The organism is Rhodococcus sp. ACPA4 (assembly GCF_002300185.1).
Classification (GTDB): domain Bacteria; phylum Actinomycetota; class Actinomycetes; order Mycobacteriales; family Mycobacteriaceae; genus Rhodococcus_F; species Rhodococcus_F globerula.
In genome coordinates this window covers 1,370,719-1,395,243 of the sequence record NZ_NSDY01000002.1, presented here as the reverse complement: position 1 = coordinate 1,395,243, position 24,525 = coordinate 1,370,719, and the positions used below count along the sequence as shown (strand labels likewise).

Below are 24,525 nucleotides of genomic sequence, written 5' to 3'. Positions count from 1 at the left end.
GCCGAATTAATGACCTCGCGCGGGGCGTCTCAGCTCGCCGTGCGCAAACGAACTGCCTGTGCGATACGCGCCTCGGCGACGGAGTCTGCTGCATCGCCCGCGAGGATTGCTTCAGCCTTCGCCTTGGCAAGAATCTCGGCTACCGTGTCGAAAATCTTCTCCACCTGAGCCCTGACCTGCTCAGCCGTATGCTCTTTCAGCTCGCCCGCAACCTGAATGAGGCCACCACCGTTGGCGACATAATCAGGTACCCACGTGATGCCGCGCTCGCTCAGAACGGACTCGACCTCGGGTTCGGTCAGCTGGTTGTTGGCTGCGCCGCAGATCACCGCGGCAGTGATTGCCTCTGCTGTGGCGTGCGAAAGCGTCGCACCCATTGCGCAGGGCGCATAAACATCGAGATCGGCGTCGATGACACTGTCCACGATCTGCACCTGCGGGAAATCCGCCTTCACGCGGTCGAGTGCCGTCGCGTTGACATCAGTGGCCAGGACGGTCGCGCCGTCGGCCAGGAGCAGCTTGATGAGTTCGTACCCAACCTTGCCGGTGCCCTCGACGCCCACCGTCTTTCCGGCCAGATCACGCGAGCCCCAGTGAGCCTGCGCAGCCGCCAACAGTGACTGGAAAACGCCGAGTGCCGTCATCGGCGCGCTGTCGCCCGAGCCGCCCGCCTTCGCATTGCGCCCCACCACGAAGTCCGTTCCGAGCCCGATCACGTCGAGATCGTCCGAGTTGGTCCCCACATCTCCGGCCGTGATGTAGCGGCCGCCAAGTGTCTGAACGAATTTTGCGTAGGCGCCGAGCAATTCGGCAGACTTCGCCGTTGCCGGGTCGCCGATGATGACGGCCTTTCCGCCGCCCAGATCAACACCCGCAACCGCGGCCTTGTAGGTCATTCCGCGAGAGAGCCGCAAAACGTCTGTGACAGCGGAAGATTCGTCCGCGTACGGGTAGAAGCGGGTGCCGCCGAGCGCCGGCCCGAGCGTCGTGGAGTGGATTGCAACAATCGCCTTGAGTCCGCTCGCCGGATCCTGGAAGAAGCTCACCTGCTCGTGCGGGTAATCGCGAAGATAGTCTGCGCGATCGAATACGCCGGCAGTGTCGTCGGAGATGTGGGCGGAGTTCACAGGCTCGGCGGTGAGAGTCATTGTGAGATAGACCTTTCCAAAGGACTTGTACGACACAGGCGTGAGATCGAGACGAATCGTCGATGGGTACAGTGATCTACGCAAACTGTTCCGCTGAGCAATTCGTAGAACCAATGCTCTTCCTGAGCTACGATTTGGTCAATGCAAATCTATTGAACTAAGCAATACGATCATCCAGTGACCTCGATCACTGAAGAAAGGTTCACAAAGTGCTCAGCATCGACAAGCTCGACGTCCAGCTACTCGGATTGCTCAGCAAGGATTCGCGCATGAGTGTCGCCGAACTCGCAAACTCGTTGGGAGTCGCCCGGAACACTGTCCAGGCTCGGATGAAGCGCATGGAATCAGGCGGAATCCTCACCGGGTTCCGCCCCAATCTCGATCTCCCCGAAGTTGGCATCCCCATCCAGGCATTTGTGGGCCTCGAACTGGAGCAGGGAAAGATCAGCGCCATCGCGAGGAGCTTGGCCGAGTTGCCCGAGGTGATCGAAATTCATGCCACCACGGGACGCGAAGATCTGCTGGTGCGCGTAGCCACCTCCACCCACGCTGCGCTGCAGAAGTTGGCGGAGCAGATCGTCAGCCTTCCGGGTGTCACTCATTCCACCACCACGATCGCGCTGACCAATCCTCTTCCCTACCGAATCCAGCCGCTGCTCGAGCACCTCACCAACGATGCAGGCTGGGGGCGATCCACGGCGTTCCCGCGGCAGCAGGATTGAGACATGCATTCGCGACGACGCTTCCTGGTGCAGTAGTTTTGTCGTTATGAGTGACATCCAGGGACAGCGCATCGCGTTCATTCAGGCGACGTGGCATCGCAACATCGTGGACCGTGCACGTGACGGATTCACAGACGAAATAGTCGGTTTGGGCTATGCCCGCGATTCAGTCGATTTCTTCGAGGTGCCGGGCGCTTTCGAGATCCCGCTGCATGCGCGCCGCTTGGCGCAGACGGGCCGTTACCAGGCAATTGTTGCTGCTGGCCTCGTCGTCGACGGTGGCATCTACCGCCACGATTTTGTGGCAACCGCCGTCATCGATGGTTTGATGCGAGTGCAGCTTGATACTGATGTTCCGGTCTTCTCGGTCGTTCTGACGCCGCACAACTTCCACGAGCATGCCGAGCATGTCGACTACTTCAGCACCCATTTCGTGAAGAAGGGCGCCGAAGCAGCGCGCGCCGTGGACGCTACGGTCACCTCGCTGAAGTCTCTGCCCACCGCCTAGTCGTTCCACAGTCTCGCTGAGTCGGATGCCCTCCGGCTCAGCGAGATTTTTTGTGCCTATCCGGGGATCTCGAGCCTCCCATGGGCGGCGGCATTCTCCGTGTCCACGGATTCATAGCGGTCGATGCAGGCTTGGAAGTAGGCTCGCATCTCCTTCACCACGGCGATATGGCTGTCGAGAGATTTCTCCAGCGAGTCCTCGCCACCAATGGCCTTCTTTGCAAACTTGTCCGCCAAGGCGCGTCCCGATTCCAGAGTTCCCATGCCTTTGACGTCGCTGAGTCGCTCGCAGAGCACGACCATCAGCTTAAGTTCACCTATCCATGCGTCACACGCTGCAACCATTGGTTTGGCCACTTTCGGATCGACGAACAGTTCGCCAGATTCCTGACTCTCCACTGGACCTACTCTCGGAGATTTATCGGGGCAAGGACGAAACAAGCTGCAATGCAAAACTTTCGACAAGTCCACAGGTAGAGCCTTGGTGCGGCGTCCCCGCGTCTGCTTCGATGTTGAGCCACACCGAACCTTGAGATGCCGCAAACGCTAGGTAGCACCCGTCGATGGTTTCGTCAGATTCCCGCTGAAACCACAGTCCAACTCGATCAGCAATTATCGACTCATCGAATTTTGTGTAATCCGAATTGCTTCGCACATCATCAAGCGTGTATTTCGTCGACATGATCGTGAAGAAGTACCACGTCGATTTCCACATACACATCTTCCATCCTGGTTGCTCTACACCGTCAATATCGATGAGCTCCGTCGAAGGGGTGAGACCGACCTCCTCGATCACCGAGTCCGGAATGTCCGTACAGGGGTTGAACAATCCCTCCTGACCAGACGCGCGCTCAGGCTCACCCTCGACGGTTGAATCACACCCCACCGCAAACAGCCCAATGACAATGGCTGCCAGCATAAGCCGAAGGCGCGCCAATCTAGGATCCCGATACTTCATGTCGCGCTAGACGATCCATATTCTCCGCCTCAACAGCGAAATAGCGGGTCACGCATGCCTGAAAGTACGCTTCCATCTCCTTGAGAACGTCGATGTGACTGAGGAGCGACTTCTCGAGCGAGTCCTCGCCACCGGACGCCTTCAGGGAGAATTTGCGCGCCAGGTCAATTCCCGATTGAAGCGTGCCCATTCCCTTCACATCTGATACCGAATCGATCTCGCCAAAGGCCATTTCCAGCTCCGCTCGGAATGCCCCACAAATGCCACGGAGTTTGCGTGCCACTTCAAAGTCCACTTCGATAGCGCCGCCTTCAACTTCGCCTTTCCAAGTTACCCATTGTGACGGTCGCGAGCCATCTAACGACCCATCAGGATTTGCCACAACAACTCCCATCATTCATTTGATCTTCAACGTGGCCAATAGGTTTCAAGTTCGGCTCCATATCGCGCAGCAAGCGTGCAGGTGGGCTCCTCAATCAGACGCAGGCCTATCCGGGAGACCCGCAGCCAGATCGAACCCTGCTTAACTGGCGTCGCGATATAACAGGACGCACCAACTTGATCCTGAGCTCGGGAGTACTGAACACCCTGCCTCTGGCCAATTTCAACATCGTGAAATCCGGTGAAATCGGTGTTGGCCCGAACATCTTGCAATGAGTACACGTTCGATAAAACGACAACGAAGTACCACGGGCCCTTCCACGAGCAGAGCTTCCATCCGGGGATTTCAACACCGGCGATATCAACCTCCTTCGTATACGGATCAAGTCCGGCGCCCCTGATCGCAGAATCCGGAATGTCCGTACACGGATCGAATAGTCCCGCTTGACCGGATAGCGGCTCAGCCTCCCCCTCCACGGCTGAGCCGCATCCGACCAGAGCCCATACCAATATCCCTGCCACGAGAAGCCGACCCCCCATCGACATTCTCATCGGGCCCCCTTCGGTATGAACACACTCTATTTGATGCGCCGGCGACTCAATCGGTTCCCGCTACCGACAAATTCCCAGTTCACGTCCCCATGTTCGCTTGCAGCGCATCTGTAGCGATTGACGCTGCTCGTGACAGTCGCATACTGGAGGGGTTGACTACAACGTCGGGAGGGCACCGAGTGAGCGCGCCGAAAGCACCTGCCAAACCAGCTATTCTCAGCGTCGACGACGACCCCGGGGTTTCCCGCGCCGTCGTCCGCGACCTTCGTAAACGCTACGGCGAGAAATATCGGATCATCCGCGCCGAATCGGGCGATCAGGCGCTCGAAACTCTGCGCGAAATGAAGCTTCGCGGAGACGCTGTCGCCGTTATCGTCGCCGACTACCGCATGCCCGGTTTGAGCGGAATCGAATTTCTCGAGCAGGCAATGGATCTCTACCCCATAGCTCGGCGCGTTCTACTTACTGCGTATGCAGATACCGAGGCCGCGATCGACGCCATCAACGTCGTCGACCTCGATCACTACCTGCTCAAACCCTGGGACCCACCGGAAGAAAAGCTCTACCCGGTCATCGACGCTCTCCTCGACGCCTGGGCCGGCTCCAGTCACCACCCTGCGGAGGAAACCAAAGTCGTCGGTCATCGTTGGTCTGGACGATCCTCTGATGTTCGAGAGTTCCTGGCACGCAATCAACTTGCCTACCGCTGGTACATGTCGGACGAGCCTGAGGGACAACGACTCCTTACCGCCGCAGGGGTCGACGAGTTAAACCTTCCCGTCGTCATTGCTCCCAATGGTGACGTACTGGTCGAGCCGACGGATACCGAACTCGCGGACAAACTCGGCCTGAGCACCACCCTGTCCGAGGACTTCTACGATTTGGTTGTCATCGGCGGTGGACCGGCGGGGTTGGGTGCTGCTCTCTATGGAGCCTCGGAGGGTTTGCGAACTGTCCTCATCGAACGACGCGCCACAGGTGGACAGGCCGGTCAAAGCTCGCGTATCGAGAACTATCTCGGCTTCCCGGACGGTGTTTCCGGATCACAGTTGGCCGATCGCGCGCGGAGGCAGGCAACAAAGTTCGGCGCTGAGGTCATCACAGCCCGCGATGTGACGGGTCTCGAAATCAACGGCTCTGCCCGCACAGTTCGTTTCGACGACGGCACATCCGTTGATGCGCATTCTGTCATCTTGGCCACGGGTGTTTCGTACCGTCAACTTTCGGCTCCCGGGCTCGACACGTTCACCGGCCGAGGCGTGTACTACGGGTCTTCTGTCACCGAGGCCGCGCGATGTAGCGAGCAGGATGTCTACATCGTGGGTGGGGCAAACTCCGCCGGCCAAGCAGCTGTTTATCTTTCACGCGGTGCACGATCCGTCACGATCCTCATCCGGGGCGCTTCACTCGAAGCATCCATGTCCTACTACCTGATTCAGCAGATCGAGAAAAATCCGAAGATATCGGTTCGCGCCTGCACCGAAGTAATCGCCGCTGACGGTGACGATCACCTCGAGCGAATCACGCTGCTGAACAGAGCAACTGGTGAAGAAGAGATCGTCGACGCACATTGGCTGTTCATCTTCATCGGCGCCGCTCCGCTGACGGATTGGCTCGGCGACGTTGTTGTTCGCGATCGACATGGATTTATCGTCGCCGGCCCCGACCTCGCCGCCGACGGCATCACACCGCAAGGGTGGCCCCTCGACCGAGCACCCCACCACCTCGAAACCAGTGTTCCCGGAGTCTTTGTCGCCGGTGACGTGCATGCCGAATCAGCCAAGCGGGTCGCGTCGGCTGTCGGTGAAGGAGCGATGGCCGTGATGTTCGTCCACCGCTATCTCGCTCAACAATAGGGAGATTTGATGTCTGTCCCAGAATGCAGTCCAGAACTTCTTCGCACACTGTTCCTGTTCGAGGAGCTCACCGACGATCAACTCGAAACACTCTGCCAGAGTGGCCACATCACTGAAATCGACCGCGGCCAGGTCTACCTCGAAGGCGACCCGGCATCGTGCTTCTACGTCCTGATCGAGGGCGAGCTAATCATGTCGAAACTCTCCGGCGGCGAAGACATCGAGATGGTGCGCACCTCCCAGAGAGGCGTCTACTCCGGCGGTTGGACGTCGTACTTGGGTGATCGTGTCCCGCAAATCTATTCGGCGTCGCTGCGTGTAACGAAGCCGTCGACCTTCTTCGTTCTCGACGCCGACAAGTTCGGCGCTGTAGTGCGCGAATGGTTTCCGATGGCTGTGCACCTTCTCGAAGGAGTGTTCTTCGGGAACCAGAACACCCGCCAGATCATGGATCAACGTGAGCGTCTTCTCGCCCTCGGCTCCCTCTCCGCCGGATTGACCCACGAACTGAACAATCCCGCGGCCGCCGCAGTGCGGGCGACCGCGTCGTTGCGCGAACGCGTCGCCGGCATGCGGCGCAAACTGGGGATGATCGCCTCAGGCTTCTACGATCGCGACTCACTTGTCACCCTCATGCATATGCAAGAGGAAGTCGCCGAAGTTGTTGCCAAGGCTCCGACGCTCACGCCCCTTGAAGCATCCGATCGAGAAGACTCCCTGGGTGAATGGTTCGAGGACCATTCCATCCGCGAAGGTTGGGACCTAGCACCAACCTTCGTCCAAGCTGGCCTCGACACCAACTGGCTGGAGACTGTTGCCGCAGCAGTGGACGAGTCCGTGCTCGAGGGGGCAATCCGTTGGTTGAACTACACCATCGAGTCTGAGCTATTGATGAACGAGATCGCCGATTCCACCACCCGAATCTCCACGCTTGTCGGTGCGGCCAAACAGTATTCGCAAATGGACCGCGCGCCCTTCCAGACCATCGACGTTCACGAATTGCTTGACAGCACGCTGATCATGTTGGGACAGAAAATCGGTGACATCGCCGTCGTCAAGGAATACGACCGGGCACTCCCACCCATCGATGCGTATGCAGGCGAACTCAATCAAGTGTGGACCAATCTGATCGACAACGCTGTCGCTGCTATGGATGGCACTGGGACCTTGACTGTTCGCACCAGCCGCGACGGCGATCGAGTCTGCATCGAAATCTGCGATACAGGATCGGGAATCCCCGACGACGTCATCGACAGAATCTTCCAGCCCTTCTTCACCACGAAACCGGTCGGCGAGGGAACGGGCTTGGGCCTGGACATTTCGTGGAGAATCGTTGTCGGCAAACATCACGGTGAACTTCGGGTCACATCCGAACCCGGGGACACCCGCTTCCGTGTTCTCCTGCCGATCTCTGGACCAGAGCGCAACCATGTCGACGATGCCGAGTAGCGCACGCCCGACTCGGCGCGCACGATGAATAAGCAGAGCCACTTCAACGAAGGGACTGACCATGACCGACGGACTTCCAGCTGGAATTGATCCGAGTGTGCCGCCGAGCGGTGCCGGGTGCGTCGAATGCGACGCTGCTGGCGGTTGGTGGGTGCATCTGCGTCGATGTACTCAGTGCGGTCACATCGGATGCTGTGACTCATCCCCGTCACAACATGCCAGCGCTCACGCCGCGGCTACCAAGCACCCCTTCATGCAGAGCTTCGAGCCTGGCGAGGATTGGTTCTGGAGCTTCGAAACGCAGGAAGCCTACGACGGACCTGAATTAGCCCCGCCCACTTCGCATCCCACCAACCAGCCGGTTCCTGGTCCGGCCGGCCGAGTGCCAGCTGATTGGCAGGAGCACATCCACTGAATCTGAATCTACGTCTGTCACTTCACCGGTATGTCGAACGTGAGCCGTGGTGGCTGGACATAGTCTGCCGGATCGGTGAGCAGTAATAGTTCGGGTGACGTCGGCAAGCCTGCGAGTGCCTGACGCAGCCGCTCTTCGTACGCGACGGCCGGCGCGGAGAGCGGCGCGAGCCAATTGTCATGGTGCGCCGGAACGAAGAGCGAAGGCCGCAGTGCTCGGATGTAGTCGAGCGGGTCACTGAGCCCGTTCGTGTATTGGTTGTAACCCTGAATAGACCCGATCTGAACTGTGGACACAGGCAACGCACGCATAGCGTCCAGGATCTCCGGAGCGTCGGTGAAGAGCGGCCCTGTGCTGTCGTGCCAGGTCAGTACGAAGTCACCGACCACGAACTGGTAGAGCAACGATCCACCCTCGGCGTCGTTGAAATGCGACGCCAGGTGTGCAGTGTCGTGAGGTGTCGGCGGATGTTCGATGGCCGGACTGAAATCGGGCACAAGAACAAGTGGTGGTTGCTCGCCTCGCGGGGCACGCAGCGCGGAGTGCAAGTGTCGAACAGAGTGCACGGCAACACCGTTGGATAGCGAGAAGTCAGTTCGGTCAGAATCCAGCGGCAACGTTCGGAGCTCAGTTGTGGCTTGCGCTGCGATCTGACTGCAATGCTCGTCTGTTCCAACGATGGTTGCTCCACACATCGAGGCAATTTCGGCAGCGTCAGCGGCGTGATCGAAATGCCCATGCCCAATCAGGATGTGGCTCGGAGCGAGCGCCGCCAGTTCTTCGGGGCTGGTCGGTACATAGTTCGAGAACTCGCCTCGAGGAACCCATGCGTCCAGTAGAACGACGTTGCCCGCGATGGCCATCGCAAAATTCGTGACACCGAACCACGAAAGAATCGTCTTTGACGAATCCACTTCGCCGGTCGCTGGATCAACATTCTCGGGCCCGAAGAATCGTTGGCGCGCAGTGATAGTCGGATTCACTGAAGCTGGAACGGAAGCCGACGCGTTCGTCATTCCAAGGGTTGAGGCAGCCGCGGCGGCAGCTCCCACGACAAAGCTCCGACGGCTAACTTCGTTCGAAAACATGACTGCAGTCTAGGTGGCGAGTGCGCACATCAAACTTCATTCCCCACTCTCGGATTCGCGGCGATGCTTGTAAGTCTCCGACCAACTAGAGGTAACCATGCTGTTCCATTGCAGATTCCGCCGCAGCTCGTAAAGCCACTATCATTTTCTCTTGATCACCCATCTACTGGTAATCCCTCACAAATCAGAGGCCAGAAATCCGCGTAGTGCGGGACGATTCAGTTACTCGGGCTTATCTTTCTGAGTGAGTCGACATTCGCCTGCTCCTGTTCCGTAGCATCGTCGATGCACTTCTGGAAGTACGCACGCATGTCATCGACTACTGCGATATGACTTTCCAACGCATTGACTAGTGAGTCGGTCCTAGCAACAGCCTTCTTCTCGAACTTCGATTTCAGAGCATCAGCCGAACCGAGGGTGCCAAATCCTCCAAGGGTTCCAAGCTTCTCGGCGTCGATCTTGAGCGCCTTGAGGTCACTACTCCACGCTTCACATGCCGCGCGTAACTGCTCGGCAGCATCGCTGTTGAGCAGGAATCCGTCACCGATTGGATGCCCCATGTCTGTTGACCCTTCCACTAGCTATGCAGCGTTATTTGGGCAGATACGGTTTAAGCGCAATCGCTTGCCTGGTGGCCAGACCGCAGATGTCCTCCGGGTACTGAGCCTGTTGATATGCATCAACTCTCACAAATATCGCGCCCTGATCCGCGGGCAGCGCAACAAAACATGTACTCCCGTCAACATCCCACACCTCACGAAAGGTGACCGCCCCATCACCTACAGCAGAAGCGTCACGGATATCAGTGTCGTCGGGATTGCGTCGAACATCCTCCAGGGTATGAAAGGTTGACCAGACGCCAAGTTCATACCAATCCGATGCCCAGCTACAGATCACGAACTCTGCCTGACTCACCCCGGCAACACCGTTCTCCTCGGTCGACGCGTCAACACCAAGGCTCGTGATCACATCATCTTGGATCGCGGAACAGGGGTCGAATAGTCCCTCGTTGCCTTCAGGCCGAACAGCCTCGCCTTCAACTGTCGAGGAGCATCCCCCGAGCAAAACGGTCGCTGCGAGCGAAAGACAAGCGCCCCATTCCCTCACAGCGCACTCCCCTCCATCGACGCATCTCACACCATTTGACGCACGGGAGGCTCTCCCGGTTCCAACAATTGCAATCCATTGCAACCCTTCACACCCCACCATCGGAGTCCTAGCGTTGATCTACCAGCGGATTCACAACGAAGTGAGGTGCGGATCTATGAAGGCAGCACGGTTCCACGGTCAGAAAGACATCCGAATCGAAGACATTCCCGAGCCCGAAGTGCGGCCCGGTACCGTCAAATTGAAGGTCGCCTGGTGCGGGATTTGTGGCACCGATCTCCATGAGTACCTCGAGGGTCCAATCTTCATCTCGGCGCCCGGCCACCCCCACCCCCTCTCTCATGAGAACGCGCCGGTCACTATGGGGCACGAATTCTCGGGCACTGTCGAAGAAGTCGGCGAAGGCGTGACCGACGTCGAAGTGGGTGAAAACGTCGTCGTTGAACCGTATTTCGTCTGCAACGAATGTGCTCCGTGTAAAGCCGGCAACTATCACCTGTGCACTCAGATGGGATTCATCGGATTGGCCGGCGGCGGTGGCGGACTCAGCGAAAAGGTTGTGGTTGACCGACGTTGGGTTCACAAGATCGGCAACATCCCATTGGACGAAGCTGCGCTGATCGAGCCGTTGAGCGTTGCACACCATGCCATCGTTCGTAGCGGCGCCCAAAGTGGCGACATCGCGATTGTCGGAGGCGCCGGACCTATCGGGCTGCTGGTCGCCGCAGTACTCAAAGGTCTTGGCGCAACAACGATCGTCACGGAACTCAGCGGTGCGCGTAAAGAAAAGGCACTGTCCAGCGGTGTCGCTGACTATGTCATCGATCCGAGCAGCGAGGACGTGAAGGCCCGCGTTCTCGAGATCAGCGATGGCATCGGCGCGGATATCGGATTCGAATGTGCCGGCGTCAACGCAGTGCTCGACACCATGCTCGACACCGTTCGACCCGCGGGAGTGGTTGTCAACGTGTCAATTTGGGGCAAGCCCGCGACCATCGACATGCAGAAGCTGGTCCTCAAAGAGATCGATCTGCGAGGAACAATCGCGTACGTCCGCGATCATGAAGCTGTCATCAAAATGGTTCAGGACGGAGTTGTCGACCTCGCCCCGTTCATCACCGGACGCATTCAACTCGAAGAGTTGATTTCAGAAGGCTTCACAACCTTGATCGAACACAACGACACAGCGGTCAAGATTCTAGTTCGTTCATAATTCAACAACCGGGAAATGCGGTGGGGACGTCATGTCTCCACCGCTCCTTGGTTTAGGAAGCTTCCCGCTCCTGCTCAACACACATCGCCGAGTATCGCGCGAAGGCATCGTTCAAGGTCAGGGACTTACGCTTGTCGCCGATATCGCGCGGCGGCGCCTGCCTGGCACATCGCTTCGCGTGCTCGATGACTGCTTCGCGCACGACGCTGGATATGTCCGCGCCCGTAAGCTCCCGGAGAGCCTCGAGAGCCTCCAGTTCCTCTGAATCAAATCTCACTGTTACCGATCGTCTAGCCACATTCAGGATGCTACGTCGAGTCACAGCAATATTGGGAGTTAGGTTCGAGCGACACCCGAAAACTCTTCTCGCCAAACGACTTGAATTCCGATCAGGCTGGTCTGAAAGATGGGGAACGCCAACTCTGCAAGGGCCTTGACCCCGGAAACTGGACACGGGGTTTGTGATTACGCGGCTTGCTGCAGGCTATCGGATGTGTGAGCGTTTTCGTAGTCGGTGGGACTGAGATAGTTGCAGTACGAGTGCCGGCGTCGGGTGTTGTAGCGGGTGATCCACCGGAACACCGCGAGCCTTGCCGCCCGGGGCGATTCCCAGCGGGCTGCGCCTTGCAGCGTTTCGCGTTTGAGTGTCGCATTGAACGACTCGGCCAGGGCATTGTCCGCGCTCGTGCCCACCGCTCCCATCGATTGTGCAACACCCAAATCCGCGCAGATCATCGCGAAACACTTTGAGGTGTACTGACTTCCGCGATCGGCGTGGAACACTGCACCGGCAAGACCGCCGCGGGTGCGAGCTGCGGCCTCGAGCGCGTTCTCGACGAGTTCGGTACGCATGTGCTCGGCGATCGACCAGCCCACCAGGCGTCGGGAGAAGCAGTCGATCACCGTGGCCAAATACAAGAACTCACCGTCTCCGCATGGCAAGTACGTGATGTCACCGACGTATCTGGTGTTCGGTGCGGCGGCGGTGAAATCACGGTTGAGCAGGTCCGGCGCCGGAGTGTCGGCTGGTTCGGCGATGGTGGTGCGGTGTTTTCGGCGCAGCCGCAGGCCCTCGATGTTGTTGGCACGCATGATCCTTGCGATCCGTTTGTGATTGACCCGCTGGCCGGTGGGTTGTCCGTGATTGATCTCGGCGGTGATCCTGGGCCGCCCGTAGGTGTTGTCCACCGTGTGGACGGCGCGGATCTTCTCGGCGAGTTCGAGGTCGGCGATTGCGCGGGCAGCCCGCGTGTCGGCGGCGTTGATCCATGCGTAGTACGACGAGCGGGCGATATCGATGACCTGGCACAACCGCTTCACCGGGTAGGTGTCGGAGTGGTCTGCAACGAACTGGAAGCGGTTCACCAATTCGTCTCTCCGGCGAAATATTTTGCCGCCGACCGCAGGATGTCTCGCTCGGTTTCGAGCTTGGTTTTCTCCGCTCGCAAGTGTGCAACCTCGGCGCGGAGCCTGGCGGCTTCCTGCTCGGGTGTCTCGCCGGTGCCGGGCCCCGGAGCGGTGGCGGCGGGTCTGCGGATCGGGATTCCCGCGTTCTTCAGCCATGTGGTCAGGGAGCCGTGGGATATGCCGAGGTCGGCGGCGATCCCGGCTACGGTCGCGCCGTCGGTGTCGCGGTACAGCGCGACTGCGTCGCGGCGGAACTCTTCGGAGTAATTTTTCTTTGCCATCGGGTTAGATCTTCTCGCTTTCCCTGGTCTGAGACCAGGATCAAGCGTGTCCAACCCGCGGGGTCAAGGCCCGCAAGTAGGTTGACGCTCCGATGGACGATCTCCTCGACTACCCTGCTAAGGGAAAGCTAATGCACGAAAATGCAAGCATAACGAGCATTTGAGATTGCCCTGCGACCCCACCCTGACTTATGCTTGCAAAATAAGGCATAGGAGCGGCAATGAGTCAGCCACGTAGAAGTTCACCAACGCGCAGCAGTCCTATGCCTGAAATTGCACGCATAGGTGAGTTGTTTGCCGAACGCAGGGTCCAACTCCGACTCACCCAGCAAACACTCGCCGACCTAGCCGGGGTGTCCCGATCCAGCGTTCAAGCGCTCGAATACGGCACCGGATCTGTGAAGCTGGCATCAATCGTCGAAATTGCCGACGCCCTCGGACTGCGCCTGCAGCCAATCACGATCGCCGAACTCGAGGCGCCTCAATGAGCAGCCCTCTCAGCACGACGCTGACGGACATCGACAATGCAGACGTCTACATCGACGACGTGCAGGTTGCCACCCTCACACGCCAAACAAACGACACGATCGAATTCGACTACAGCACGCTGTCATCGACCGAGTCATCGATCCGATCTCACTCAGTGTCATGGTCGTTGCTCGCGAATGGGCACTACCCCGTGGTCACCACCGGCGGTGCGGTTCCCCCCTTCTTCGCAGGCCTTCTCCCGGAGGGTGTTCGCCTCGGCGCGGTAGTTTCCTCGACCAAAACCTCGATCGACGACCATCTGACTCTGCTATTGGCCGTCGGCGCCGACACCATCGGAAATGTGCGGATCGTGCCCGCTGGTAGTGTCCCACCGGAACCGCAACCGATGTTTGCGCCGGAACGAGACGCCAACTTCCACAGCCTATTCAATCGCCTCGCCGGTTCGGTCGACGCAGATCCGCTTGCACTTTCCGGAGTCCAACCCAAGGTCAGTGCAAATATGTGGTCGGTACCGACAAACACTCCCTCCGGGCCCGCGATCCTCAAACTCACTCCGCCCGTTGGATTCCCACTGTTGTCGGAGAACGAACACTTTTTCATGAGAATGGCGGCAGCATGTGGGCTACGCGTGCCGACCACTCGACTTCTCCACGACGCCGACGGCAGGAGTGCGTTACTTGTCGAGCGTTTCGACCGCCGCGATGGCCACCGCATCGCTCAAGAGGATGCATGCCAAGTTGCCGGCATCTATCCGGCGTCCAAGTACCGGATGAAAACCGAGACTGCCATCACGGCGCTAACCGATGCCTGCGAAGCGGGCGGCGGCTCCAAATCTGCATCCACACTGGAATTGCTTCGCACAGTAGTCTTTTCATGGATCATCGGCAATGGAGACTTACACGGAAAGAACCTATCGATCTACGCGCCGAACTCATTGTGGCAACCGAGTCCGGCTTACGATCTACTCAGCACTCAGCCGTACACCGGCTGGAATGATCCGATGGCGATGAACCTGTACGGGCGCGCCAATCGCCTGACCCGCGCCAACTTCATCGACGCCGGACTACGATTCGGACTTCGCGAACGCGCGGTAACCCGAATGATCGACGCGCTGGTCAAAGCTGCACACGGCTGGGCCGAGCGATGCACCGAGATCGGATTCGATGCAAGGACAACAGAACTTCTCGCCGGCCTTCTTCGCCATCGCCTGACAACACTCATGTGACAACTACTTCGATCGGAGCTCGACGTGAGCATTGACCACGTAATTTCAGCAGTCGGTAGCGCCGACGCAGAAAAGATCAAGACCGCGCTGTCAGCGCTCGCTCAAACCTCAACTGCCACGACGACGCTCGTGATCGACGGCGTGACAATCGACGTCCCGGCCTCAGTGGGCGATGCCGTCGTAGCGCTGCTGAAATACCTCGCCAACGGTGACAGTGTTGCGCTCGGTGCCGTTGCCGAACTACTCACAACGTCTCAAGCTGCGGAAATTCTCGGCGTCTCGGACACATATGTCCGCAAGCTTGCCGATGCCGGCAAGCTCCCGATCGAGCTACGCGGAACCCACCGCAGATTCCGACTCGACGACGTCATGGCCTACCGCGAGCAGTTCCCCAAGCGCTCCTAGCTCTTGGTGTACATACCTTCGATTTCCTTGGAGAACCGGTCGACGACTACGTTTCGCTTGATCTTGAGGGTTGCCGTCATTTCACCGTCTTCCTCAGTGAGATCCCGATCGAGAATCACAAACTTCTTGATCGACTCGGCATGCGAGACAGCCGAATTGGCGTCATCGATCGCCTTCTGCATTTCTGCCCGAAGATCATTGTCGTCACGCAGTTCAGCGACGGTTGCTTCGGCGGGCTTGCCGTTATCGGCCTTCCACTTCTCGAACACCTCGGGATCAACCGTCAGAAGTGCCGTGACGTAAGACTTTCCATCGCCGACGACCACGGCCTGCGAGATGATGGAATGCGACCGAATACGGTCTTCCATCGGGCCGGGTGAAACGTTTTTGCCACCTGCCGTCACCAGAAGGTCTTTCTTACGGCCGGTGATGGAAAGGTAACCGTCACTGTCGAGTTCACCGAGATCGCCGGTGCGGAGCCAACCGTTGTCGAAGGACTCTTCGGTGGCTTTTTCGTTCTTCCAGTAACCCTTGAAGACCACTCCACCGTTGAGCTCGATCTCGCCGTCTTCGGCAATGCGAACTCCGTTGCCGCCCATAGGCTGCCCGACGGTGCCGATCTTCTGAGCCCCGGGAATGTTGACGCAGTGCGCTGCCGTGGTTTCAGTGAGTCCGTAACCTTCGTAGATCGGAACGCCGAGCCCACGGAAGAAGTGGCCGAGTTCCGGGGTAAGTGCACCGCCGCCGGAAATGGCGAACCAGCACTCGCCGCCGAGTGCTGCGCGCAGCTTCGAGTACACAAGCTTGTCTGCGACAGCATGCTTCGCCTTGAGCACCAGGGACGGGCCACCGGCGTCGAGAGACTGGCTGTACTCCTTGGCCGTTGCTTCTGCAAAAGCAAATATTGCACCGGGAACCTTGCCGCCGGATTCCGCCTTCCGCGCCGCACCGTCGCGAACCTTCTCGAAGACCCGCGGGACGCCGAGGATCGTATTGGGCTTGTACCGCTCGAATTGCGTTGTAATGTTCGAGAAATCAGACCAATGCGCCTGCGCAGCACCAGCTTCGAACGTCGCCAAGGACACTGCACGAGCAAGTACATGTGCCAGGGGAAGGAAGGTCAGAACTCGGTTTCCCGGAACCGCGACCTTACCGATCGACGCAGTCAGAATGCCGCGCACCTCGGACAAGAAATTCCGATGAGTGAGGATGCAGCCCTTCGGCCGCCCCGTCGTACCGGATGTGTAGACGAGCGATGCAAGGTCGTCAGCGCGGATACCGTCGAGGCGCTTCTTCAGCTCGGTTTCGTCGACGTCGATGCCCTGCTTGGTCAGCTCTGCCACAGCGCCGGCGTCGATCTGCATGACAGCGCGCAGACTAGGGGGCGCATCCTGGAACAACTGCTCGTGCGTCCCCGTCTCCACGATGGCCATGACGGACTCGGAATCCTCGAGGATCCAAGCAACCTGGCCCTTCGATGACGAGTCGTAGATCGGAACCGTCGCAGCGCCGGCCGCCCAGATGGCGAAGTCGAAAAGCGTCCACTCGTAGCGAGTGGCCGACAGAAGCGCGACGCGGTCCCCTGGCTGAACACCGGCGGCAATCAACCCGTTTGCCACGCCCATGACCTGCTCGGCAAATTCCTTCGCCGAGACGTCGACCCACCCGTTGCCCATAGGCCGCGAGAACACCGTGAGGTTCGGGGTGCGCTCGGCGTGAGTGAAGACTGTGTGCACCACCGACTCGTTGTCGGAGATAGTGAACTGGGCTTTGGCGCTGTACTCACTCACAGGGTGTCATCTCCGTCGGTCTGCGATTCTGTGCTGATTCTGAAGCGGTGAAGTGCACGGGCGAATTCCTCGATCTCGGACTCAGTCCAATCGTGCAGCCTGCTGACGACTTGGTCGAGTCGACGCGCATCGGCGGCGTCGAGATATTTGCGACCCTCGTCAGTGAGGTGGAGCGGATTGCCCAAGCGAACGGGTCCCGGATCGGCATACACCCAGCCTGAGTCGATGCATCCACGCACTTGGCGCGAGATGGTCGAGCGGTTGACGCCGAAAACGTCGGAGATCTCTGTTGCCCGGCAGCCGTCATTGCGGCCGATGAACGAGAGGAACGAGTGCTGCGCGATGGACGGCTGATCGTCGGAATGCCGATCCCCCGTCATCAGCTGTCGCGTCAGATGCACCAGCTCGTCATGGACGGCCGGCGGCCCGGTGAGCGACATTGCTCCGTTGTGTTGCACTGAGCAACTATAACGCCGACCCCTGTGTCCGACGCAATATGACCGCCGCCACCGACAGCAAGTGCGTCGGTGGCGGCGTGAACAGCTAGACCAGATCTTCACCGTTGCGGCGAGCAGTTGCCCAATCCTTGAAGAATCCCTTGCTGATGACTCCCAAGACAACCAGCACCAACGCCGGCCAGATCAGAACATAAACGGTCAGTAGAGCTGTACTCATTCGTATCCCTTCCACTTGTCTCGACGGTTACTTTCCGGACGCTCCCACAGCAGGAAACTCTTCCTCGTCGAAGTCTCCCGTCCGCTGCTTGATCAGTTCGAAATCGAACGTCTCACGCTGATTGACGGACATCGCAAAACACACGACGGTACTTACGGCATAGGCCACCAAAGATCCGCTGAGCGTTGGGTAGTCGTGCAGGAAGCCGATCGCGAACGGCGCGGACAGCACGATCGCCAGGCCACCGACGATCTGCGCAACCTTCAGACCGAAGAATCCAAATGTCATGAGCCCCAGCACCACTCCGATACCGACAACGGCAACGATGTCGGAGAGTATCCCGAACATCCCATCCATCGGCACCCAACTGAATCGGACGGGCAAGAAGGCAGCAAGAGCCACCAGCACCGACACAGTGAAGGCTTTGTTGGTGACCTTGCCCCAGTAGAAGCTCGCAATAACCGGGAACACCAAAGCGCCCCACAGCGCGCCGACGAACACCAACAGATCCAGAATGCTCAATTGCAGACTTGCCAAGGAGATAGCCGCCGCCGTCGCAACAATCATCGTTACTCGGCCGATAAGCAGCATCCGTCGAGGGTTCGCATTAGCCTTGCCGGCGACAGCCTGGCCGTACACGTCGGTCATCACGATGGACGAGAGTGCAGCAAGGTCCGAGTCCGCCGTCGACGACAGCGCGCCGATGATCATGACAAAGAAGACAGCAAGCAAAATTCCGGGCAGGTACGACGCGGCCATCTGCGGAATCAGGTTGTTGACGTCACCATCAGTTGGCTCGATTCCGAGGTACAGCGCGAGAACACCCAGCATTCCGACACCGATGACCGTTGCGCCGTATCCCACAGTTGCGGTGATGAAGGTGGGCTTGATCAGGTCTTCGCGGACCGCGAAGAGTCGTTGGGCGATGGTCTGGTTGCCGATTGCGTATGCAAGAACTGCCGCGATGTACGGCGCACCCTGTTCGAAGAAGGCAACGCTCGAGAAGAAGTTGCCCTGCTCAGCAGTGAGGTTGCCTGCGCCGGATTCGAAGGCCGCCGGGAACCCCGCTGCGAAGAAGATGAACGGCACCAAAACCGCTACCGCACCGAGCATTCCGATCAGCTGAACGAAGTCGGTCAGCACCGAAGCACGGAAACCTGACCACAACGTGTACAGCAGGACGCCCAGCGCGACGATGAACACACCCTGAATGAAGTTGAACGGCGAAAGCAACGCGATCAGCAGACCACCAGCGAGAAAGTTCGACATCAAACTGATAAGACTGCCGACGATGTTGGAACCTGCGAGCATCAACTGACTCGAGCGTCCGTGCCGCGCGTACATGACCTCGGCCAGAGTGTGGGCTTTCGGCGCTACTTTACGAATTCGCTGGCCAAAGGGATAAATGAAGAGAATCATCAACGCGCCCCACAAACCGTAGTGAATGGGGCCGGAGATTCCGTAGGTGTAGCCAGAAGTGGCGGATGCGTACATCGACGACGCCCAAATCCAAGTGGCCGTCATACTCGCGGCCGAAACACCAAATCCTAATTTGTTTCCGGCGGTCATAAAACCGTCGGCATTTTCCTGCTTCTTACCAATACGAAGAGAAATCAGAAATGTTCCACCATAAAAAGCAACAAGCAGTGAAACAATTACCAAGGTACTGAACTGGACCATGTCGGACCCCGTCACATGCCACATCCTTCGCACATAATCGGCAGAACAACGCGCAAAAACCCCTGTTCAGGATCTTTGCGCTTCGCTTCTGCACGCCCTAGGAGCGACCGTCATACCAACACCGGTCACATATTCAATTGACTAGCAACACGCACTTCGTCTTTTCCGAAACCCAACCTCCACAAAATAAATCTTCTGCGCAAGCTTTTGGCTCGACCACGCAATTCAACAACTGAGGATCGACCCTAGCATGATGGCAATTTCGAACAAAAACTCGCATATTTTGCCACCCGAAAATATTCGGGATTCCGTCGCCGGGAAATCATGCGCTTCCAGCACATATAACAACTCTGCATCGATTGATATCGACGGTCGATTCGATCGGGTAATTATTTAGACAGAACCATCCTGGCAAAACGTCGGCCCCACTCAGGATCGGCGGAAACATGCTGGTCCAACGGATTGGAGACAATCGCCCCGATCATTCGCAGGTACAGGAGAGTGCCTCTCACCATCCACATCCAATCGTCGTCGCCGAGGAGTGTTCCGTCTGTTGTCGACCAACCCAATGCCGTGAGTCCTTCGATCATCACTTCACTACGTTCGGACTCCGACAGGCCGGCAGCCAACGTAAGGAACAGAATTCGGCCGGCTTCCTGCGCCAGCTCGCCCTTTCCCAACGGCATGGCCATCACGATGTGGCGCCACAACTCGCCTTCATACGCAATCACCGACGCACCGAGGCGGGTAAGAATCAGTGTGCCTCGGAGTTTTCGGACTAATCTCAGTGTCTTTGCGACTTCAACGAGGACTGCTAATTGCGAGTCACTCCCTCCCGCGGCATCGGTCCACTCACTGTCCCAATCGAGTTCGTCTCGGGCAGACGCACCAAGGTCCGGAGGCAGTGACCCGGACGCCGTCAACACAATCCCACCGCCTCGCGCGGAGTTCAGCAGCCACAGCAACTGGCGGGTTGCTCCCTCACACATCGTCTCGAAGTAGTTGTCATACCCACCACTTAGCTCCGCTTTGGCAACTGCGGCAAACAGTTTCGGCGCGGAATGAACAGACAGGCGGCGCAAGAACTTCTCGAACAGCGAGCTGCCCACAGGCGGTGACCTATGCAGTGCCACCGACGTGGTGACTGCCGCATTGGACTCTGTGAGAACAAAACGTTCGGGATCGAACAGCCCGGTACTCACCTGCGCGTTCAGGAACTCGAGATACCCGACCGGACCGCCAGAATCCTCCGGCGGGCACGCTCTCGCGCCGTCAAGACAGGATGGCGCAGAAATCGGCTGGTCTTCGACAATCTGCTCGAGAAACAACGTGTGACTCCACTTGGCACGTACGTTGTACTCGTATCGGACGTACTCCCCTACCGCGGTGACCGCCTCGTCGATCCGGACTTCGTCCTCACCAAACTCGTCTTCCTGGTATCCGTCGTACTGGATCACCTCGCGCGCGATATACCGATCTGGGCCATTGCTCGTTGAATGATGGACGCTCACCCACTGATGTGCGTGTTGATCTCCCCATCCCATGACCGCCTGGACGATCGAATGCAGTTGGTCGAGTTCGATATTCGACGGCACCGAAAACCGTCGCCAAATGGGTGGCGAAACGCAATCAAGTTCGATCCGCAGGACAAAGTTCGCCACCTCCGGCCGTCGACGCTGATTCCGCATCTGCCTCGGTGTACGGACCTTGATATGGGTTTGCGACGCTTGATACGCAGGCACCAAACGCAGATGTGAAGCTCGTCGAACTCGCTGACCCGTCATTTGTGGAGACTAGATCTACCTACCGACAAGCCGAGATACTCACTGCCACAACGCTGCCGGATTTGTCGGGACTCGAGTCACGTCGCTCTGCGCGGGCGAAATTCTACTCAGCGCCCGTCGAAAGGGACACTATTGGATGATCCACTAAGCGGACAAGAGTGTGCGCCGACTACCGTAGACCTGACACCCACCGCACGAAAACAGTGCCAAGCGCCTGCTCGGACTGGCACAGAACATGAGGATCCATGAGCGACCACGACACGACCGCCGACCAGCCCCTCCACATCAACGGCGCCATTGCCCTGGTGACGGACGAGCGCGACGAATTGGTTCGCCTGTGCGTTCAGACCCTCGCCGAACTGCTGGGCAGCGAGCCCGACACCGACGATGACGGCGACATTGTCGTGCCGGTTCACGGGTTTGTCGTTTACGTGACGGTCGCGGATGACGGCCCCCAGATCAACGTCTGGTCCTCGGTCCTCACGGGTCTCGGGAATCCCGCCCATGCTGCGACGCAGCTGATCGAACTCGCACAGGAATGGCCGCGGCTGCGCTTCGCCTTCAGTGGCGACCACCTGCTGGTCTCGACGATGCTTGATGCGGACCCCTTCGCCCCGCAGCATCTCCTCAACCTGGTCGACGAGGTTCATGCCTTCACGCACGAACTCGACGACGATTTTGCAGAGTCCTTCGGCGGCACCCTCGACTGCGACGAAGACGACGACAGTTACGCCGGCGAATGCAACACCGGTGGTTGCGGCGACGATTGTGACTGCGATTGCGGCGATGACGCCGACGGTAAGCTTGGCATCACGGCAGTCGCCTCGACGCCCGGCAAGTAGCCAGCAGCCCACGATTTATATTGCGCGCGCGCATCTCTACGATTGCAGAGGTGTACGCGCGCTGACGTTTATTGTCGACCGAATTCAGAGAGGGCAGGTTGGATTGGAAGCAGGTTCCCGCCCTCGATCCGCGAGCGGGTCCGAACGCGCCGGTTCATGAGACGATCCGCACCCACCCGGCTTAGGCGGCCAAGCCGTCGATGTCATTTCCCGCATCATCGGCGAACACCCTGCCTACGACCTTCTCCTCGCCCGGCTCGGGCTGACGGAAATTAGCATGGTTCCGTCACGGTCGATTCGTAGGTTGAGTTAGTAGCAGGGATGGAGATGAAGTACTAGGAACAAAGCCAACAGTTGAGAGCCGCGGGATCAGCATTATTTGCGGCGCACAGATAGCAGAGTTTGCGCTCGGTAAGCGCGGCAACCCGATCCTGTCGGTCGACGGTGCCACTATTTCTAGATGCAGATCGAAGACGATGGATTCGAACCACCAGAAGCGTGCGTTCAGTGGTGCCAGGTGCGAAGCTACGATCTGCACGTCCTCGATGACGGCGCCACCGTGGATTTGGACTGGTGGAACTCCCACCTGCGCGACGCCAAACATGAGATTCGACTGCGCGGCAGGAACGACGACGGAAAGATCATCACTGCCGGTTTCGCAACGGTGCAGCGCAATGACCTTCGGCCCGGCAACGAACTCATCGAATCAGACCACGATGGGCTGGGCCTGCTATTCCTTTGTGCGGCTTGGCAGAGCGCTCATCGCAGTCGCCGCTTCAAACGTCGATTCCCCGACGTGTTGAACGCACAAGTTCCCGAGGGCGCAGATCCGTTGACGACGATCAAGTCAGTCCTCGAGCACTGCCTGAAGACTCGGACATTGCCGGCAATCCATCGCGATACGTGGTCGGGATGGCCCATAACCCCTGGCGTCGGGGTGTCCCTCATCGCGGCATTCATGTGGGCCGCCGGGGTGTCCGAGGCCGGCGGCCGCGCACAGTTGATAGATCAGTACGGCGTCTCGACCCTCATTCACGAGGGCTGGCTGGAAGATCCTTCGGTCAGCAGTTTTACCCTGCGCCGATATCACCGCTACAACGCGTTGCTCAACGCCTGGGCGACAACAGCGCAAACACGCCCCGAGCTAATCGAGATGTGGCTGGCCAAGCGCTGGACAGCCCGAGTTCACGAAGCGCGCCACGGTGAACGCTCGATGCCTACGCTGTTTTGATATCCGTTAGCTCCGTACGGACTGCAACAGACCGAACAGCAGCAATTGGTCGTAAACATCCACTGGCCAGCATCGGACTGTCAAAACTGCGCCGGATCTTCCGACAAAGACCTCAATGCGTGGCATGCGGTCGGAGGCCCGGCAACAGGAATAGGCTAATTCGCGCATCTGATTGAACGATGAGAATGGGCGATCAGATGGAGAATGAAGAACATCGCCAAAACAGTATTCAGCATCAATATCGCCCATGACAGAACATCTGTGGGCAGGCCATCACCAAGAATCAAGAACTCGACAAGCCATGCACTAGCGGAAATAGTCACCAGAGCCAAGGGCCCGTGACTCTGATCCGTCCTCAAACTCGTCAATACCGCAGCAACTGCGACCGTGAATATAGCCAGACCCACGGGCCAGGCGATCCAGGGCCACCGAGTCAGCCAAATCAAAAGCCAAACACTGAAGCTCATTCCTCCGGTCAGACGCAAAATTTGACTGAAAAGAGCCAGACCTCCACTTGCTCGCTCTCACCGTTGGGCGACCCGGCGTTTGGCGCAATATCCCTCCAAACCGGCCGGACGATTCCTCTCCACATCCACCGAAACGCGTCCAGCACTCCGAGTGTGAGCACTAAAGCACACGACAACATCATGACGTAGACAGCCACCAACATGACGGTTGAAGAGAAAAACCCTAAGGGACCCGATTTCTATCAGATCAGCGAAAAATGGACTTCGCCATCGCCATTCGGCAGCAATATTTGCTGCAAGTGCACACACCGCCACCGGAAATGGTCAACGTATGTAAGGACTGGAGTACGAAACGAGCTTTCCGAGAAAGCACCAAAGCAAAGTCTGCGTAGCTCTGCAAACCTACGCACCAACAGTTTCCACCGAGTGGCGTCTGACATGAGAGCCATGAAGAAGCACCCGACACCACCCATCAGTACCGTCGCTGCTACAACCAGCATCTCCAATGAAAACCCACCCCACGTGACGCACAACGCAACGCCGAGGAACGAGGCCGCCGTAACGGCGAGATAGACCGGACCTTCAAAATGAAGCATCGCCGCGCGAATCGACCTCCACAGTTCAACAATCGCCACGCCCGCGGTATTGGTCAGCGTGACCGACTCGTGCTGGGCTTCGGTCATGGCAGCACCATAGCCATACCCCCGACAATGTTCAGTCACGTCAATGTTGCAACTCGCCTGAATCGCGAAAATTCCTCGCCTACAGCAACTTTCGTCAGCGCAATTAAACGGCGCACTGCCCCCCCTAGATGTCGCTGCGCCAACCAGACGCGTGGGATTGCGGGCGAGGC

General features: G+C 58.4%; 27 protein-coding genes. 11 read left to right on the top strand and 16 right to left on the bottom strand.

Going from position 1 to position 24,525, the window contains the following annotated elements:
- Positions 1 to 29: 29 nt before the first annotated feature.
- On the bottom strand, positions 30 to 1,148 hold the full coding sequence (locus CJ178_RS29640) for a Glu/Leu/Phe/Val family dehydrogenase (RefSeq protein WP_095888749.1): 1,119 nt from the start codon (positions 1,146 to 1,148) through the stop codon (positions 30 to 32).
- A 209-nt stretch (positions 1,149 to 1,357) separates the two neighbouring features.
- Between CJ178_RS29640 and CJ178_RS29635 the strand changes: the two genes are divergently transcribed.
- Positions 1,358 to 1,870, top strand: a complete 513-nt coding sequence (locus tag CJ178_RS29635) for an Lrp/AsnC family transcriptional regulator (protein ID WP_033236034.1) — start codon at positions 1,358 to 1,360, stop codon at positions 1,868 to 1,870.
- Positions 1,871 to 1,916: 46 nt separating this feature from the next.
- Complete coding sequence (locus CJ178_RS29630) at positions 1,917 to 2,378, top strand: 6,7-dimethyl-8-ribityllumazine synthase (RefSeq protein ID WP_033236033.1); 462 nt, start codon at positions 1,917 to 1,919, stop codon at positions 2,376 to 2,378.
- A 56-nt stretch (positions 2,379 to 2,434) separates the two neighbouring features.
- Here the strand turns inward: CJ178_RS29630 and CJ178_RS29625 are convergent, their stop codons facing one another.
- From CJ178_RS29625 to CJ178_RS33755, 4 genes are read right to left on the bottom strand one after another with little or no spacing between them, the layout of a single operon-like run.
- Positions 2,435 to 2,776, bottom strand: coding sequence for a hypothetical protein (locus CJ178_RS29625; protein ID WP_257013535.1), 342 nt, complete (start codon positions 2,774 to 2,776; stop codon positions 2,435 to 2,437).
- Between the two features lie 19 nt (positions 2,777 to 2,795).
- Positions 2,796 to 3,296 (bottom strand): DUF3558 domain-containing protein, encoded by a 501-nt coding sequence (locus CJ178_RS29620; RefSeq protein WP_095888605.1) that lies wholly within the window; start codon positions 3,294 to 3,296, stop codon positions 2,796 to 2,798.
- Positions 3,297 to 3,315: 19 nt separating this feature from the next.
- Positions 3,316 to 3,717, bottom strand: a complete 402-nt coding sequence (locus CJ178_RS29615; protein WP_179300864.1) for a hypothetical protein — start codon at positions 3,715 to 3,717, stop codon at positions 3,316 to 3,318.
- Positions 3,718 to 3,743: 26 nt separating this feature from the next.
- Positions 3,744 to 4,256 carry a DUF3558 domain-containing protein gene (locus CJ178_RS33755; RefSeq protein ID WP_373557495.1) on the bottom strand — a complete coding sequence of 171 codons (513 nt, stop codon included), beginning with the start codon at positions 4,254 to 4,256 and terminating at the stop codon, positions 3,744 to 3,746.
- A 191-nt stretch (positions 4,257 to 4,447) separates the two neighbouring features.
- On the opposite strand from CJ178_RS33755, the gene CJ178_RS29605 reads away from it, so the two are divergent.
- From CJ178_RS29605 to CJ178_RS29595, 3 genes are all read left to right on the top strand, one after another.
- Positions 4,448 to 6,124: an FAD-dependent oxidoreductase gene (locus CJ178_RS29605; RefSeq protein WP_095888602.1), complete on the top strand. Its 1,677-nt coding sequence runs from the start codon at positions 4,448 to 4,450 to the stop codon at positions 6,122 to 6,124.
- A gap of 9 nt (positions 6,125 to 6,133) precedes the next feature.
- A complete protein-coding gene (locus CJ178_RS29600; RefSeq protein ID WP_095888601.1) occupies positions 6,134 to 7,573 on the top strand; it encodes an ATP-binding protein in 1,440 nt (479 codons plus the stop codon).
- A 61-nt stretch (positions 7,574 to 7,634) separates the two neighbouring features.
- Positions 7,635 to 7,988, top strand: coding sequence for a UBP-type zinc finger domain-containing protein (locus tag CJ178_RS29595; RefSeq protein ID WP_095888600.1), 354 nt, complete (start codon positions 7,635 to 7,637; stop codon positions 7,986 to 7,988).
- Positions 7,989 to 8,005: 17 nt separating this feature from the next.
- Here CJ178_RS29595 and CJ178_RS29590 read toward each other — a convergent pair whose 3' ends face one another.
- The 3 genes from CJ178_RS29590 to CJ178_RS29580 all read right to left on the bottom strand — a co-directional run bounded on the left by CJ178_RS29590 (position 8,006) and on the right by CJ178_RS29580 (position 10,183).
- Positions 8,006 to 9,076 carry an MBL fold metallo-hydrolase gene (locus tag CJ178_RS29590; RefSeq protein ID WP_143547553.1) on the bottom strand — a complete coding sequence of 357 codons (1,071 nt, stop codon included), beginning with the start codon at positions 9,074 to 9,076 and terminating at the stop codon, positions 8,006 to 8,008.
- 218 nt (positions 9,077 to 9,294) lie between these two features.
- Complete coding sequence (locus tag CJ178_RS29585; RefSeq protein WP_092807473.1) at positions 9,295 to 9,636, bottom strand: hypothetical protein; 342 nt, start codon at positions 9,634 to 9,636, stop codon at positions 9,295 to 9,297.
- 31 nt (positions 9,637 to 9,667) lie between these two features.
- Positions 9,668 to 10,183, bottom strand: coding sequence for a DUF3558 domain-containing protein (locus CJ178_RS29580; RefSeq protein ID WP_175393637.1), 516 nt, complete (start codon positions 10,181 to 10,183; stop codon positions 9,668 to 9,670).
- A gap of 157 nt (positions 10,184 to 10,340) precedes the next feature.
- Here CJ178_RS29580 and CJ178_RS29575 point away from each other — a divergent pair, with 157 nt between their 5' ends.
- Entirely contained in the window at positions 10,341 to 11,396 is a 1,056-nt protein-coding gene (locus CJ178_RS29575) for a 2,3-butanediol dehydrogenase (RefSeq protein ID WP_095888598.1), read from the top strand.
- A 52-nt stretch (positions 11,397 to 11,448) separates the two neighbouring features.
- Here the strand turns inward: CJ178_RS29575 and CJ178_RS29570 are convergent, their stop codons facing one another.
- Positions 11,449 to 11,673 (bottom strand): hypothetical protein, encoded by a 225-nt coding sequence (locus tag CJ178_RS29570; RefSeq protein WP_033236028.1) that lies wholly within the window; start codon positions 11,671 to 11,673, stop codon positions 11,449 to 11,451.
- A gap of 188 nt (positions 11,674 to 11,861) precedes the next feature.
- Positions 11,862 to 13,084 (bottom strand): IS3 family transposase gene (locus CJ178_RS29565; RefSeq protein ID WP_095888597.1). Its coding sequence is split into 2 segments (ribosomal slippage): positions 11,862 to 12,778 and positions 12,778 to 13,084, totalling 1,224 coding nucleotides; the frame shifts between segments, so codons are not numbered across the junction.
- A 263-nt stretch (positions 13,085 to 13,347) separates the two neighbouring features.
- Here CJ178_RS29565 and CJ178_RS29560 point away from each other — a divergent pair.
- The 3 genes from CJ178_RS29560 to CJ178_RS29550 are packed head-to-tail and all read left to right on the top strand — an operon-like array spanning position 13,348 to position 15,203.
- A complete protein-coding gene (locus tag CJ178_RS29560) occupies positions 13,348 to 13,572 on the top strand; it encodes a helix-turn-helix domain-containing protein (protein ID WP_092807465.1) in 225 nt (74 codons plus the stop codon).
- Complete coding sequence (locus CJ178_RS29555; RefSeq protein WP_095888596.1) at positions 13,569 to 14,798, top strand: type II toxin-antitoxin system HipA family toxin; 1,230 nt, start codon at positions 13,569 to 13,571, stop codon at positions 14,796 to 14,798. Before CJ178_RS29560 ends, CJ178_RS29555 begins: the two co-directional genes overlap by 4 nt.
- Before the next feature lie 24 nt (positions 14,799 to 14,822).
- Positions 14,823 to 15,203 (top strand): helix-turn-helix domain-containing protein, encoded by a 381-nt coding sequence (locus tag CJ178_RS29550; RefSeq protein ID WP_033236025.1) that lies wholly within the window; start codon positions 14,823 to 14,825, stop codon positions 15,201 to 15,203.
- Here the strand turns inward: CJ178_RS29550 and CJ178_RS29545 are convergent.
- The 5 genes from CJ178_RS29545 to CJ178_RS29530 form a co-directional block, all read right to left on the bottom strand.
- Positions 15,200 to 16,993 (bottom strand): AMP-dependent synthetase/ligase, encoded by a 1,794-nt coding sequence (locus CJ178_RS29545; protein ID WP_045071440.1) that lies wholly within the window; start codon positions 16,991 to 16,993, stop codon positions 15,200 to 15,202. The genes CJ178_RS29550 and CJ178_RS29545 overlap by 4 nt on opposite strands.
- Positions 16,990 to 17,451, bottom strand: coding sequence for a MarR family winged helix-turn-helix transcriptional regulator (locus CJ178_RS29540; protein WP_095888595.1), 462 nt, complete (start codon positions 17,449 to 17,451; stop codon positions 16,990 to 16,992). The genes CJ178_RS29545 and CJ178_RS29540 overlap by 4 nt, the downstream gene beginning before the upstream one ends.
- 85 nt (positions 17,452 to 17,536) lie before the next feature.
- Complete coding sequence (locus tag CJ178_RS33075; protein ID WP_045071446.1) at positions 17,537 to 17,668, bottom strand: putative transporter small subunit; 132 nt, start codon at positions 17,666 to 17,668, stop codon at positions 17,537 to 17,539.
- 27 nt (positions 17,669 to 17,695) lie between these two features.
- Positions 17,696 to 19,348, bottom strand: coding sequence for a sodium:solute symporter family protein (locus tag CJ178_RS29535; protein ID WP_179300873.1), 1,653 nt, complete (start codon positions 19,346 to 19,348; stop codon positions 17,696 to 17,698).
- 389 nt (positions 19,349 to 19,737) lie between these two features.
- On the bottom strand, positions 19,738 to 21,036 hold the full coding sequence (locus tag CJ178_RS29530) for a plasmid pRiA4b ORF-3 family protein (protein ID WP_257013531.1): 1,299 nt from the start codon (positions 21,034 to 21,036) through the stop codon (positions 19,738 to 19,740).
- A 341-nt stretch (positions 21,037 to 21,377) separates the two neighbouring features.
- Between CJ178_RS29530 and CJ178_RS29525 the strand changes: the two genes are divergently transcribed.
- Both CJ178_RS29525 and CJ178_RS29520 read left to right on the top strand, forming a co-directional pair.
- Entirely contained in the window at positions 21,378 to 21,974 is a 597-nt protein-coding gene (locus CJ178_RS29525; RefSeq protein ID WP_095888594.1) for a T3SS (YopN, CesT) and YbjN peptide-binding chaperone 1, read from the top strand.
- 460 nt (positions 21,975 to 22,434) lie between these two features.
- On the top strand, positions 22,435 to 23,205 hold the full coding sequence (locus CJ178_RS29520) for an 8-oxoguanine DNA glycosylase OGG fold protein (protein WP_095888593.1): 771 nt from the start codon (positions 22,435 to 22,437) through the stop codon (positions 23,203 to 23,205).
- 709 nt (positions 23,206 to 23,914) lie between these two features.
- Here the strand turns inward: CJ178_RS29520 and CJ178_RS29505 are convergent.
- Complete coding sequence (locus CJ178_RS29505; RefSeq protein ID WP_095888590.1) at positions 23,915 to 24,355, bottom strand: hypothetical protein; 441 nt, start codon at positions 24,353 to 24,355, stop codon at positions 23,915 to 23,917.
- Between the last annotated feature and the right edge of the window lie 170 nt (positions 24,356 to 24,525).

What these genes read in the sequence shown, in the direction of transcription:
- CJ178_RS29525 (WP_095888594.1), top strand. Translation starts at nt 21,378, where the DNA reads ATGAGCGACCACGACACGACCGCCGACCAGCCCCTCCACATCAACGGC.
- CJ178_RS29590 (WP_143547553.1), bottom strand. Translation starts at nt 9,076, where the DNA reads ATGTTTTCGAACGAAGTTAGCCGTCGGAGCTTTGTCGTGGGAGCTGCC.
- CJ178_RS29505 (WP_095888590.1), bottom strand. Translation starts at nt 24,355, where the DNA reads ATGACCGAAGCCCAGCACGAGTCGGTCACGCTGACCAATACCGCGGGC.
- CJ178_RS29595 (WP_095888600.1), top strand. Translation starts at nt 7,635, where the DNA reads ATGACCGACGGACTTCCAGCTGGAATTGATCCGAGTGTGCCGCCGAGC.
- CJ178_RS29630 (WP_033236033.1), top strand. Translation starts at nt 1,917, where the DNA reads ATGAGTGACATCCAGGGACAGCGCATCGCGTTCATTCAGGCGACGTGG.
- CJ178_RS33075 (WP_045071446.1), bottom strand. Translation starts at nt 17,668, where the DNA reads ATGAGTACAGCTCTACTGACCGTTTATGTTCTGATCTGGCCGGCGTTG.
- CJ178_RS29530 (WP_257013531.1), bottom strand. Translation starts at nt 21,036, where the DNA reads ATGCGGAATCAGCGTCGACGGCCGGAGGTGGCGAACTTTGTCCTGCGG.
- CJ178_RS29520 (WP_095888593.1), top strand. Translation starts at nt 22,435, where the DNA reads ATGCAGATCGAAGACGATGGATTCGAACCACCAGAAGCGTGCGTTCAG.
- CJ178_RS29585 (WP_092807473.1), bottom strand. Translation starts at nt 9,636, where the DNA reads ATGGGGCATCCAATCGGTGACGGATTCCTGCTCAACAGCGATGCTGCC.
- CJ178_RS29600 (WP_095888601.1), top strand. Translation starts at nt 6,134, where the DNA reads ATGTCTGTCCCAGAATGCAGTCCAGAACTTCTTCGCACACTGTTCCTG.
- CJ178_RS29620 (WP_095888605.1), bottom strand. Translation starts at nt 3,296, where the DNA reads ATGCTGGCAGCCATTGTCATTGGGCTGTTTGCGGTGGGGTGTGATTCA.
- CJ178_RS29575 (WP_095888598.1), top strand. Translation starts at nt 10,341, where the DNA reads ATGAAGGCAGCACGGTTCCACGGTCAGAAAGACATCCGAATCGAAGAC.
- CJ178_RS33755 (WP_373557495.1), bottom strand. Translation starts at nt 4,256, where the DNA reads ATGGGGGGTCGGCTTCTCGTGGCAGGGATATTGGTATGGGCTCTGGTC.
- CJ178_RS29535 (WP_179300873.1), bottom strand. Translation starts at nt 19,348, where the DNA reads ATGGTCCAGTTCAGTACCTTGGTAATTGTTTCACTGCTTGTTGCTTTT.
- CJ178_RS29560 (WP_092807465.1), top strand. Translation starts at nt 13,348, where the DNA reads ATGCCTGAAATTGCACGCATAGGTGAGTTGTTTGCCGAACGCAGGGTC.
- CJ178_RS29555 (WP_095888596.1), top strand. Translation starts at nt 13,569, where the DNA reads ATGAGCAGCCCTCTCAGCACGACGCTGACGGACATCGACAATGCAGAC.
- CJ178_RS29640 (WP_095888749.1), bottom strand. Translation starts at nt 1,148, where the DNA reads ATGACTCTCACCGCCGAGCCTGTGAACTCCGCCCACATCTCCGACGAC.